Source organism: Plantactinospora sp. B6F1, from assembly GCF_040120695.1.
GTDB lineage: Bacteria > Actinomycetota > Actinomycetes > Mycobacteriales > Micromonosporaceae > Plantactinospora.
In genome coordinates this window covers 1-11,969 of record NZ_JBEEAC010000061.1, presented here as the reverse complement: position 1 = coordinate 11,969, position 11,969 = coordinate 1, and the positions used below count along the sequence as shown (strand labels likewise).

Below are 11,969 nucleotides of genomic sequence, written 5' to 3'. Positions count from 1 at the left end.
GCCGGACCCGGGCTGCCGCGTTCATGCCACCACCAGCCGGATACCTCATCACCCCGACCTACCCAAACCATCGACGCGGATCACGCGGACACGTCGAGGGACGTCAGCCTTTCAACCTCTGTAGCGGTCGGGCGCGGCCGAGGCGTACCTGCGCAGTGCGGCCGCCTGCCGGCCGACACGCTCCGGGAGTACCTGGATGACCTTGCCCAGGGCGGAACCGACGAGATCGTCGGCGTCGGTGGCGGCCGGCTGACCGTCGAGTACCGCCATGACCAGGCCCAGCGCCTCCGCCTCGGTGAACACGACCGGGGGCAGCCGCGTCCCCCGGCGAAGCCGGTAGCCGCCGTAGGGGCCTCGGACGGACTCCACCGGAATGCCGGCCTCGCGGAGGATCCCGACGTACCGCCGTGCGGCTCGTTCCGTGACTCCCAGGCGCTCGGCGAGTTCGGCGGCGGTCGTGCCGGGGCGGGCCTGAAGGATTTCGAGCGTGCGTAGGGCTCGTGCGGTGGGGCTCAGTTCGGTCGGCACTCCGGCCAGGCTAGGCGCCGCCGGGATGAACCGGTAGTAGATCGTCCGGAACTGGGCCTAGCGTCATGCCCATAACAGCGACCCGGACGAGGACGCGTCCGCCGCGACCGGGCTGGAGAGAGGGAAATGATCATGGACATACTGCTCGTCGCCGGCCTCTGGCTCGACGGATCCGCCTGGAACGAGGTTGTGCCCCCACTCAGGGCGCACGGCCACCGCCCCGTGCCGCTCACCCTGCCGGGCCAGGGTGCCGGATCCACCGCCGCCACCCTCGACGACCAGGTGGAGACGGTGCTCGCCGCCGTCGACTCGGCGCCCGGCAAGCCGGTCGTGGTGGGACACTCCGCCGCCTGCAGCCTGGCCTGGATTGCCGCGGACGCGCGACCGGAAAAGGTGGGCAAGGTCGTCCTCGTCGGTGGCTTCCCCGCCGTGGACGGAAGCACCTACGCCGAGTTCTTCGAGCTGACCGACGGCGTCATGCCCTTCCCCGGCTGGGGCCCGTTCGAAGGACCGGACTCCGCCGACCTCGACGAGGAGGCCCGGCGAGCAATCGCGTCGGCCGCGATCCCGGTCCCCGATGGGGTGGCCAGGGGCAGGGTACGGCTGGCCGACGAACGACGCTTCGACGTCCCGGTCGTACTCGTCTGTCCCGAGTTCACCCCGGACCAGGCGCGGGAGTGGATCGCCGCCGGGGACGCGCCCGAGCTCGCCAGGGCCAAGCGCCTGGAACTGGTCGACATCGAGTCGGGCCACTGGCCCATGTTCAGTCGGCCGACCGAGTTCGCCCGGCTGCTCGCCTCGGCCGCCGCCGGATCCTGACCGGCGCCTCCACGCGGGCCACCCGCGCCGGCTGGCGCCAGGGCGGCTCTGATCGACGGGGTGCCGGGTACGGACGCGACGCCCGTGCCCGGCACCGGAGCCCCAGCCCCCGCCGGGTACGGCCGGTCGCCTCCGGAACACCGGGGCCATTCCGCGTAGGGTGTCGATCCTGCGCTGGCTCGTCACGCCCGCACCGCATGGCGACGTTCCGTGGTCAACCGCCTGCGCGACGACCGGGTGGTCAGCCGCGGACGTACCCGAAGGATCTGCCGGCTACCACCACTGCTGGACGGTGACGTACGGACCGCCGCCGTTGTCGCTGATGTTCGTGTCGTTGATGCCGAGTTCGAGTTTCGGCCGCTTGGTCGGGTCAGGCAGGACGACACCGAGACACTCGCTGTCCCCGCCTACCGGAAACCACTGGTTCTTCTGGAAGTAGCGGTTCCGATGGTCGTGCCAGATCATGCCCTCGGTGATCCGGGCCACCAACATGTACTTGTATCCGCTGGGCATGGGCCAACCCTCAGGTGCCAGTTCCAGGTCACCCCATACGCCCCGGGTCGCGCCCCAGTAGTCGATCCGGGTGGTGCCACTCGCCCGGATCCGGAGCACGTCCCCGTGGTAGAGGCCGTAGGGCGCCCGCCACGCGTCGGTGTAGTTGCCCCTGGCCTGCCACGGCTCCGCGTCCACATAGCTCGGACGGACTCTGTTGACGCAACTGCTCAGGTCCGGCAACGCCGCTGCTGCCGGCCCGGCCGGCAGCACGACCATCGCCGACCCGGTGAGCACCACGGTCACCGCGGCAAGGGCCCGCCGGGCCCACCGCAGCCGCCCGGTGTTGGTCGCTGCTATTGCCCTCACCACCACTGGCGGACGGTGACGTACGGACCACCGCCGTTGTCGCTGATGTTCGGGTCGTTGATGCCGAGCTGCAGCGCCGGCGCCACCGACCCGGCGAAGACGACGATGCCGAGGCAGCCGCTGTTGCCGCCCACCGGGAACCACTGGTTCGGCTCGTAGTAGCGCCCCCGGGCGTCATGCCAGACATAACCGGTGCTGACCCGGCCGATCAGCATGTACTGCCGCTCGCCGGGCAGCGGCCACCCGTTCGGCGCAAGGGCAGAATCACCCTGGACGTTCTTGTTGGCTCCCCAGTAGTCGATGCGTGTCGTGCCCGTCGCGGTGATGCGTAGCGCATCCAGGCTCTGGATGCCGTAGGGCGCCCGCCACGCGTCGATGTAGTTGCCCCTGGCCTGCCACGGATTGACGTCTACATAGCTTGGCCGGGCGTCGGCGCGGCAATCGTTGAGGTTCGCCGGGTCTGCCGAGGCGGGCGAGGCGGGCCAGACGGCAAGTGCTGAGGCGGTGAACACGGCGGTGACAGCGGCGAGGGTCCTCGCCAGTCGGCGCCCGCGTCGCTCGGAAGTGGTATTCAACGGGTCTCCTCTGCAGGATCCTGTGCCGATCGGACAGGCGGCGATCGGGCCGCGCATCCTCGGCTGTGGAGGGTACGAGCCAGACCGTAAGCCTCGGTGTCAACGGCCACAGCCTCCGCAGGAAAGCGGGCGCTGGCGGTACCTCAGACTCCCGGGGAGGCGGTCATGCCGTGTGGACTGAGCGAGGCCTCCAGCCGGATGCCGCCGATGGTCGTCACCCGCTCACTGTCGGCATTCTTCGTCGCCCACTCCGATGCCTGCTTCCGCAGTTGGTCGCCCTGTGGCGTGAGCACCGTGTCGGCCAGGGTGGCGGCGAGCGTCGTACACGCCTTGGTCTTCAGGCCCAGACGGCACGTGCTGGTCACCACCCTGACCTTGTCGTCGGCGTCGTACTCGACGGTGACGCGCATGTCCCCCTCGTCGCCCGGCGGGGTGCACTCCAGCGCTTTCGTGGCGCGGCTGAAGGGCTCCGCATCCGGCTTGTCGGTACAGACCCACGAGTTGGCCTTCTTCAACCAGTCCTCGACGACCAGCGCGAGGGTCACCCCGGTCATGTACCGCCGTTCCCCCGTCGGGAACTCGGCGGCGAACGGGGGCGCGGAGTCGTTGCCCGGAGGCTCGGTGGTCACCATTCCGGTGACACCGCCGATCAGTCCGCCCAGCACCGCCGCCGCCACCAGCGTGCCGACCAGCGCCAGCAGGAAGCCGGCCTTGGACGGGCGACCGGGGACCGCGCCCCGGGGTGGTGGGAAGGCCGTGCCCGGAGAACCGGAAGCGGGGAAACCGGAGGGGCCGGGCGCGCCGGACGAACCGGGAACGCCGGACGGTGGTTGGAAGGGGCCGTGGCCGGGCTGCCCCGCCGGCCCGGTGGGTGGCGCGGCTTCCACCGGTCGCCAGGCGGTGCCGTCCCACCAGAACCGGCCGTCCGGCGAGTAACGCTGTCCGGGAGGTTGAACCGTCATCAGAAGTTGCCCTTGATGTTGAGCTCGACGGAGTACGTCTCGGGATTGGTCAACCGGTACTCGTAGTCACCGATGATGGCCTGGGTGTCCTTCTGGCCGTTAACCTGCTCGGCCAGCCACTCCTCGATCCGGGCGGACGTCTCCGCGTCCCGGGCGTAGGGCAGCGTGGCGAACCAGTTCAGGTACGCCAGACCGGTCTCGGCGACCGGGGTGCCCCGGTGGATGTCGACCCTTATCGCGTGGATGAGCTCGTCGGCGACCTGGAGCGTGACCCTGAAACGTACGAAGCCGACCATCAGCTCGCAGGTCTGGTGGTTGTAGTCCTTCGAGCAGGTGTGCCCCTGGTCCTGGAGTGCCTTGACCACGGTCGCGGCCTCAAGCCGGGGGATGCAGCGGTAGATGTCGCAGGACTGGGACGCCTGGCTGCCCTGGTAGCTCCGGGCGCCGAAGAACGCTCCGACACCGGCGAGCAGCAGCATGACCACGCCGGCCACCGGAACCAGAAGCCAGCGACGGCGGTTGCTCACGCTCGTCCCCGGCGCCGGGGCACCGCCCGGCGGCACCGGCGGGCTACCCGGCGACCCGGGCGGCATCGCCGGGCCGGCGGGCAGCGGTCCGGGCCGGGCCGGGGGCGGAGTACGCGGCTCCGAAGGGGGCACGGACATCTCAGCCTCCGTTCCGGACAGAGTTCTTCCACCGGCTCAGGAACGATCCGGCGGACATGTCGAGTACCTCTTCGGAGATGCTCTCAAAGATCGGCAGTTCCAGGATCGAATGGTCGGCCGAGTCGATGCGCTGTACGAGGCGCGCGTACAACTCCGCCGCCGCGTCCCGTCCCTTCAACCGCTCCGCGAGGCTGAAAACCGTCGAGCCCAGGGCGTAGTTGAAGATGACATCCTTGTTGTAGAAGGCCTCGCTCCGCGGCGTGGTGCCGCGGAACTTGCCGGCCCGTACCCCTCGGGCGACATCGCCGCGGATCGCGGCCGTCCGGGCCGGCTGGTCGATGGTCTCGCTGTACCGGGCGAACCCCTCGACTACCCACCTGGCCGGTTGCAGGAGCTCGTTGTAGCCGGCCAGGGACACCCGGGCGGTGACCGCGTGGGTCAACTCGTGTCGCACGGTGGTCCAGGTCGGGTTCCTGCCGGCCTCGATCGACCCGAGGTTGACCACGATCCGGGAGGCGGCGAACTGGTCGGCGTAGATCCGGCCGTTCTTTCCGACCCCGAGCTGCGGGATCTGGTACCCCAGCGCCTGCTCGCTGGTCGGGCCGGTGCTACCCAGGCCGAACCACTGGTCGACGTTCTTCGGGTCCCGGGTGAAGAAGAGGACGTTGCCGGGGAAGGCATCCCGGTCACCCCAGAGCTTCTTGACCGTGGCCAGTTCCCGGTTGGTGACGGCGGCGTACTCCTTCAGGTCGGTGACGCTCTCGTCACCGACCAGCCAGACCGCGTCGCCGACCTTCAGTACGTTGAGCTTGTCGGTGTGCCACGGTGCGTCGGCACGCGGACCCGGCTCCCCCAGTTCCTCCCGGTTCTCCGTGGTGACCCGCACGATGTCGCCGATCAGGTACTTGTCGCCCTTCTTGATCAGCCGGTAGTGGAACGACTCGGCCGGGGCGATGTCGCCGGGGCCGGCGTCGGCGGTGAGCTTGGTGATCCGGGTCACCGGCCGGAACCACGAGCCTTCCTCGGCCGGTCGCTCGTGCATGCCTTCCAGCACATACCTGATCTCGGCGAACTCGAACTGGCGCAGGTTGGCGAAGACCAGCCGCTCCTGCCCGATCAGGTCCTTGTTGGCCGGGTCGATGTCGGCGAGGTACGCCTTCTCGTTCCGCTCGGTCAGGGCCTTCGCCCGGCGTTCGAGGATCGGCCTTATCTTGCTCAACTTCGAGGCCGAGCCCTCGTAGTCCCCGCTCTGGATGACCGGCTTCTCCGGGCCACCGCATCCGGCCAGCAGCAGTCCACCGGCCAACAGGACCGACCGCCTGGACCACTGGATCCCGCTGGTCACGTCGTTCGGTAACACCTCCGGCACGTTGCCGTACCCCCCAAGTTCCGGAACAGCACTTATCGGCCAGCCCGGCTGTGAGCGCACCCGAGCTTCCTGGTCGCCGCCGGGTCTCTGCCCCGGCCGCTCCTGGCCCGGGGCGTCGGAGCGTGCGCTCCGGTCATGACGGGACCGGGCGCGCCGCACGTGCCGAGCCGAGCGCGGGTAGAACCATCCGAAACGAAGCGCCCAGGTTGCGCCCAGATCCCGCCCAGGCGTCATGGCGCACCCGCCGATTCGTCCCCTATATTGGCGCTGCATGTTGTTCTGTTCCGAGAGTGTGGCTGTCTGACGCCGTACGGGCTCGTCTCTCCGGACGTCGGACCGGTCGACGTGAGTGAGGAGCGGGGTGGAACTTCGAGTGCTGGGGCCGCTGGACGTGCGGCACGCAGGAGTGAGCGTCCCGCTGGGCGGGCCGCGTCAACGCGCCGTACTCGCGGCCCTGTTACTGCGAGCGAACGAGGTGGTGACCGGTCAGTACCTGACCGAGGTGGTGTGGGAAACCCCACCCGTCAGCCCGGAGTCCAACATTCGGACGTACGTCGCCGGGTTACGGCAGCGGTTGCAGCAGGCCGGCGCGGACGCCTCCCGGCTCGTCACCGACGCCGGCGGCTACCTCTTCCGGGTGCTTCCCGGCGAGTTGGACATCGAGACCTTCTCCCATCTGGTCACCCGGGCCCGGCAGGCCCAGGACGACGGCGAGTTCGGGCGGGCCGCGGAGTGCTACCAGGAGGCGCTGGCGCTGTGGCGCGGCACTCCGCTGGACGGGCTGCCGGTCGGCTCGCGCCTCTGGGCAGAGGTTGCCCAACTGGAGGAGCGGCACCTCAGCGCCGTCGAGCAACACGCCACCGCCCGGTTGGCGCTGGGTGAACACGACGGCCTGATCGGCGAGCTGCGTCGCCTGGTCCTCCAGCATCCGCTCCGGGAGAACCTGTGGATCCGGCTGATGCTCGCGCTGTGCGGCGCGGGACGCCCGGCGGAAGCGCTGAAGGCCTTCCAGGATGCCCGCCGGGTGCTCCGCGACGAACTCGGCACCGAGCCGGGCCGTGAACTACAGAACCTCCACCAGCGGATCCTGCGCCGGGAGGCGGTGGCGACGGCACCGCCCGCGTCACGTGCCGGGCCGCCCGCCGGACCGGCCACCGTGCCCAGGCAACTGCCGTCGGACGTACGGGGGTTCGCCGCCCGGGCGACCGAGCTGGCCCGGCTCGACGCCATCCTCTCCGGCACCGGTGGAGACGCCACCGCGGTGCCGGTCTGTGTGGTGTCCGGCACCGCCGGAGTCGGCAAGACCGCCCTGGCGGTGCACTGGGCGCACCGGGTCGCCGAGCGGTTCCCGGACGGGCAGCTGTACGTGAACCTGCGAGGCTTCGACCCGACCGGGGCGTTGACCAGCCTCGCCGAGGCGGTACGCGGATTCCTCGACGCCCTGGCCGTGCCTCCCGATCGGGTCCCCGCCGGCCTGGAGGCACAGATCGGTCTCTACCGCAGCCTGCTGGCGGGCCGGCGGATGCTGGTCATGCTGGACAACGCCCGGGACATCGAGCAGGTCCGTCCACTGCTACCGGGCACCCCCGGCAGCCTCGTCCTGGTGACCAGCCGGAACCGCCTGACCGGGCTGGTCGCGGCCGAGGGTGCGCACCCGGTGACCCTGGACCTGCTGACCGTCGACGACGCGCGCGAGATGCTGGCCCGTCGCCTCGGTGCCGCCCGGCTGGACGGCGAGCCCCAGGCCGTGGACGAGATCATCGCGTCGTGCGCGCGGCTACCCCTCGCCCTCGCCGTCGCGGGTGCCCGCGCCGACACCCATCCCGCGTTCCCGCTCGGCGCGCTCGCCCGTGAACTGCGGGACGTCCGGGCCGGGCTGGACGTCTTCGCCATCGGCGACGCCGCCACCGACGTGCGGGCGGTGCTCTCCTGGTCGTATCTCACCCTGAGTCCCGCCGCGGCCAGGCTCTTCCGGCTGCTGGGGCTGCACCCCGGTCCGGAGACCACCGCACCGGCTGCGGCGAGCCTCGCCGGGCTGCCGCCGCACCGGGTACGTCTCCTGCTGGCCGAGCTGGCCCGCGCCCACCTGGTCGTCGAGCAGACGCCCGGCAGGTACGCCTGCCACGACCTGCTCCGGGCGTACGCCGTGGAGCTGGCGGCCGAGCTGGACGCCGAGCCGGACCGGCGGGCCGCCGTACGCCGGGTGCTCGACCACTATCTGCACACCGCCTGGGAGGCCTGCCGGCTGCTGGATCCGCACCGGGATGTGCTCACCGTCGAGCCGGCCGAGGCCGGAGTGGAACCAGAGGCCCTCGCCGACCCCGCCGGTGCCCGGCACTGGCTCGCCGCGGAACACTCCGTACTGCTCGCCACGATCACGAGTGCGGCCGGTGGCGGGTTCGACGCGCACGCGTGGCAGCTGGCGTGGATTCTCGTGGACCACCTCGACTACGGCGGCCGCTACCACGACATGGCGGTCACCCAGCTCACCGCGCTGGAGGCCGCCCGACGACTCGGCGACCAGCGGGCACAGGCCTATGCGCAGCGCGGGCTCGGCGGCGCGTACGCCCAACTGGGTCCGCTCACCCGGGCCGAGGCCCACTACCGGCTGGCGCTCGACCTCTTCGGCGAGCTGGACGACCGGGTCGGGCAGGCGTTCGTCCATCTCGGGCTCGCCAGGGTGCTCGCCCGGCAGACCCGGTACGCCGAGGCGCGGGACCACGCCGAGCAGGCGCTGGAACTGAACCGGGTCGCGCTCAACCGGCCCGGGCAGGCCCGGGCGCTCAACGGCGTCGGGTGGTACGAGGCGCAGCTCGGGAACTACCGGGAGGCGCTGTCACACTGCCGGGAGGCACTGCTTCTCCAGCGGACCATCGCCGACCGGCGCGGTGAGGCGAACACCCTGCACAGCCTGGGGTACGCCCATCAGCGCCTCGGCCTGCAACGGCACGCCGTCGCCTGTTACCAGGTGGCTCGCGACCTCTTCGCCGCGCTCGGCGACCGGTACAACGTCGCGGACACACTGCGCTGTCTCGGTGACGCCCACGATGCCGGCGGCGACCGCGAGGCGGCCGGCGAGGCCAGGCGGCAGGCGCTGGAGATCCTCGTTGAGATCGGTCACCCGGACGCCGAGCAGATCCGCGCCCAGCTCCGCTCCGGGGAGGTCGGGGACCGATCCGGAGGGGTCGGTGGTGGCGATTCCGGTGGCGAGCCGGTGACCGGCGACACGCTGTCCGCCGCGTAGCCGCCGCCCGCGCGGGTTCGTCTACGGGGCCGGTGCGCCGCGGGTCAGCCGCGTTCCCGCCCGACGAGTTCACGCACCGCCGGTGCCACCTCCGCGGCGAACCGCTCGGTGATGGTGTGGTCGTCGCGGCCGATGATGAAGGCGCTGACCCCGTGCGTGAGGGTGAGCTCGGCGAGTTGCTCCGCCCAGCGGGCGGGCGGGCCGTCCAGCAGGCCACGGCCGGTCGAGGAGAACTCCACGTTCATGAAGTTCATCAACCGCCGCACCTCGGCCGGGGAGCGGCCGGCTCCGGCCGCGGCCTCGTCGATCCGGGCGTTGAGCTCGGGCAACGAGTCGACGCCTCGGGGCAGGTACTCGATCGTGGGCAGCCAGCCGTCGCCCAGGGCGCCGGTGAGGGCCAGCATCCGGGGCTTGTAGGCGCCGATCCAGATTTCGATGTCCTGCGCCGGCCGTGGTCCGCGCTTCGCACCGGTGGTGGTGTAGAAGCGGCCGTCGTGCCGCACCCCGCCGCGGGCGTCGGTGTCCCACAGGTCGCGGATGATCGCGATCGCCTCGCCGAGCGCGACGACCGCCTGCCCCGGGCTGAGCCGACGCGCGCCCATCGCGGCTATCCCTTCCCAGAAGGCTCCCGCGCCGAGGCCGAGCGCGAAGCGTCCGCCGCTGAGGATGTCGAGCGAGGCCGCGGCCCGGGCGAGTACGGCCGGTGGGCGCAGCGGGAGGCTGAGCACGTTGCCGCTCAGCCGTACCCGTTCGGTGCGCGCGGCGACGTAGGAGAGCAGTGTCCAGGTGTCCAGGAATGCCGGCTGGTAGGGATGGTCCTGGAACGTGACCAGGTCCAGCCCGGACCGGTCCGCGGTAACCGCCAGGTCGATCACGTGCTGGGCGTTCTGCGCACTGGGGGTCACGAAGGTGCCGAACAGTAGGTCGTGTCCGTAGTCGGTCATGGCATTGCCTCCTCGTCCGTCGGCCCGGCGGTGCAGGGCGTCCCGGCCTGGGTGTCGAGACTCGGGTCGATATTGAAGTTGTCGCGGAACAGGTTGTCCGGGTCGTAGCGTCGTTTCAGGTCCCGCAGCCGGTCCAGTACCCGCGGTGGGAAGGCGTCGTGCAGCCGTTCGGGGCGCAGGTCGGTGTCGAAGCTGAGATAGAGGCCGTCGAAGTGGTGGGCGAGGCGGTCCCAGGCCACGTCGAGGGCAGCCTGGTCCGCACCCATCGCCGTGACCTGGAAGGCCGGCGTGCGGTGCGCGAAGGCCGTCTCGTCCGCTGGTGTGTCGGCGATGGCACCGCCCATGCTGCGCAGTTCGAAGAAGTGGACCAGGCCGCTGCGGAGCAGCCGTGCGGCGTCGTCGGCGAACTCGTCGCCGAGTACCGGCAGGAAGGCCGATCGGGAGGCCGGTTCGCCCATTCCGCGGTGCCCGTGCGGGCCGACGTCGGCGGCCTGGGCCATGACGTCGGAGTATCGGGTGAGCACGACCCGCTCCCGTGCGAGCAGACCCAGCTCGGTGAACGGGGTGAGCCGGTCGACGATGACCTCCGGGTCCTGCGCGTCGACCACCGAGAAGAGCTGGACGGCCGACTGGCCCTGGCGCGGTCGCCCGGTGACGAAGAAGACCGTGGTGTCCCGGGGCGCCGTGCTCGCCAGCTCGCCGAAGCGGCGCAGGGTCTGCGCCATGTCGGAACTGACCAGGACGAGGTGCGCCCAGCCGATCTCGCGCAACTCGTCGACCTCGAACTCGAAGGCCGTGGCCACGCCGAAGTTCGCGCCCGCTCCGCGTACCGCCCAGAACAGGTCAGGGTTCTCCTCCTTGCCCGCCCGCACCTGCGTGCCGTCGGCGAGCACGAGGTCGACCGCACGCAGGTGGTCGATGGTGAGGCCGTACCGGCGGGAGAGGAGTCCGATCCCGCCCGCGGTGGCCAGCCCGCCGACCCCGACACCGCCGTAGTCGCCGGAGCCCAGTGCCCAACTGTACGGGTCCAGCGCGGCCGCGACCTGCTTCCAGGTAGCTCCCGGGCCGATCCGGACCAGGCGTCGCTCCCGATCGAGCACCTCGATCCGGTTCAGCCCGCCGACGTCGACGACCAGACCGCCGTCGTTGGTCGAGCGGCCGCTGATGCCGTGCCCGCCGCTGCGTACCCCGAACGGAAGATGCCGGTGGCGGCGGGCGAAGGCGAGCGCGTCGGAGACCTCCGTCGGCCTGCGGGGCCGGAGCACCAGCCCGGGGGACCCACCCCGCAGGTAGGTCGAGGCGCTGCTCCGGTACGTCGGGTCGCCCGGCTCGATCGCCGCGTCCGCCAGTGACTCCGGTACCCCGTCGTAGTCGATTCCGGCCCGGCGCCGCGCCTGGGCGGCCGCCGAACGGCGGCGCCGGCGGCTGCGATCCGGTCCGGACAGGGCGGTCAGGCGATCCACGGGCAGACCACGCCGATCTGGATGTGTTTGGTCCGGCCGGCGAGCCAGACCGCGGTCGTCCACGGGTCCAGCCCGGGAGGCCCCTCCGGGGTGCCGCCGTCGTTCAGGACGACGAGGTCCGGACTGCCCGCCTCGGCTCGGCGGACGAGCGCGACGAATGCTTCGGGGTCGCTCCTCGCCCGGTGCAGGTCCAGCGCGATACCCAGCTCGATGGCCATCCGATCTCCACTAAACGTCTTGATTCAAGATAATCTCCATAGCAGATATTTGGTCGAACCTTGGATGACGGCGAGATATTCCCAGGTTCCCTCGGCCGGCGCGGGGGCGACGATGACCGCCGACCGCGCCCGGTGGTGACCGGCGCGGGGCGATCCGCAGACCGGGCTCCCCCGGTCCACGGATCGCCGCGCCGCCTAGCCCCGCTTTCCGCACGTCGGTGATCGTGGGTGGGTTTCGGCGCGGCGGGTTGGTGATGAGGGTGACCGGTGGCAGCGTGTCCGGGTTGTGAGAGAGCGTGCGCGGTACGGTGTGGTGCCGTC

General features: G+C 71.2%; 10 protein-coding genes and 1 pseudogene. 2 read left to right on the top strand and 9 right to left on the bottom strand.

Annotation, left to right across the window (positions count from 1 at the left end):
- Nucleotides 1-123 precede the first annotated feature (123 nt).
- A pseudogene (locus tag ABNF97_RS33430) lies at nucleotides 124-528 on the bottom strand (helix-turn-helix transcriptional regulator); the annotation flags it as partial.
- Between the two features lie 132 nt (nucleotides 529-660).
- On the opposite strand from ABNF97_RS33430, the gene ABNF97_RS33425 reads away from it, so the two are divergent.
- Entirely contained in the window at nucleotides 661-1,347 is a 687-nt protein-coding gene (locus ABNF97_RS33425) for an alpha/beta fold hydrolase (RefSeq protein WP_130463969.1), read from the top strand.
- A 273-nt stretch (nucleotides 1,348-1,620) separates the two neighbouring features.
- Here the strand turns inward: ABNF97_RS33425 and ABNF97_RS33420 are convergent, their stop codons facing one another.
- The 5 genes from ABNF97_RS33420 to ABNF97_RS33400 all read right to left on the bottom strand — a co-directional run bounded on the left by ABNF97_RS33420 (nucleotide 1,621) and on the right by ABNF97_RS33400 (nucleotide 5,779).
- Entirely contained in the window at nucleotides 1,621-2,208 is a 588-nt protein-coding gene (locus tag ABNF97_RS33420; protein WP_349341001.1) for a hypothetical protein, read from the bottom strand.
- On the bottom strand, nucleotides 2,205-2,783 hold the full coding sequence (locus tag ABNF97_RS33415; protein WP_130463971.1) for a hypothetical protein: 579 nt from the start codon (nucleotides 2,781-2,783) through the stop codon (nucleotides 2,205-2,207). Before ABNF97_RS33415 ends, ABNF97_RS33420 begins: the two co-directional genes overlap by 4 nt.
- Before the next feature lie 143 nt (nucleotides 2,784-2,926).
- A complete protein-coding gene (locus ABNF97_RS33410; RefSeq protein WP_349341000.1) occupies nucleotides 2,927-3,745 on the bottom strand; it encodes a hypothetical protein in 819 nt (272 codons plus the stop codon).
- The gene (locus ABNF97_RS33405) at nucleotides 3,745-4,410 is read right to left on the bottom strand and encodes a hypothetical protein (protein ID WP_130463973.1); all 666 of its coding nucleotides are present in this window, start codon (nucleotides 4,408-4,410) and stop codon (nucleotides 3,745-3,747) included. The genes ABNF97_RS33410 and ABNF97_RS33405 overlap by 1 nt, the downstream gene beginning before the upstream one ends.
- A 1-nt stretch (nucleotide 4,411) precedes the next feature.
- Nucleotides 4,412-5,779 (bottom strand): hypothetical protein, encoded by a 1,368-nt coding sequence (locus ABNF97_RS33400; RefSeq protein ID WP_130463974.1) that lies wholly within the window; start codon nucleotides 5,777-5,779, stop codon nucleotides 4,412-4,414.
- Between the two features lie 361 nt (nucleotides 5,780-6,140).
- Between ABNF97_RS33400 and ABNF97_RS33395 the strand changes: the two genes are divergently transcribed.
- Entirely contained in the window at nucleotides 6,141-9,023 is a 2,883-nt protein-coding gene (locus ABNF97_RS33395) for an AfsR/SARP family transcriptional regulator (protein WP_349340999.1), read from the top strand.
- A 44-nt stretch (nucleotides 9,024-9,067) separates the two neighbouring features.
- Here ABNF97_RS33395 and ABNF97_RS33390 read toward each other — a convergent pair whose 3' ends face one another.
- From ABNF97_RS33390 to ABNF97_RS33380, 3 genes are read right to left on the bottom strand one after another with little or no spacing between them, the layout of a single operon-like run.
- Nucleotides 9,068-9,967, bottom strand: coding sequence for an LLM class flavin-dependent oxidoreductase (locus tag ABNF97_RS33390; protein WP_130463976.1), 900 nt, complete (start codon nucleotides 9,965-9,967; stop codon nucleotides 9,068-9,070).
- A complete protein-coding gene (locus ABNF97_RS33385) occupies nucleotides 9,964-11,430 on the bottom strand; it encodes an FAD-binding oxidoreductase (RefSeq protein WP_349340998.1) in 1,467 nt (488 codons plus the stop codon). Before ABNF97_RS33385 ends, ABNF97_RS33390 begins: the two co-directional genes overlap by 4 nt.
- Nucleotides 11,418-11,648 carry a hypothetical protein gene (locus tag ABNF97_RS33380; protein WP_349340997.1) on the bottom strand — a complete coding sequence of 77 codons (231 nt, stop codon included), beginning with the start codon at nucleotides 11,646-11,648 and terminating at the stop codon, nucleotides 11,418-11,420. Before ABNF97_RS33380 ends, ABNF97_RS33385 begins: the two co-directional genes overlap by 13 nt.
- Nucleotides 11,649-11,969: the final 321 nt, after the last annotated feature.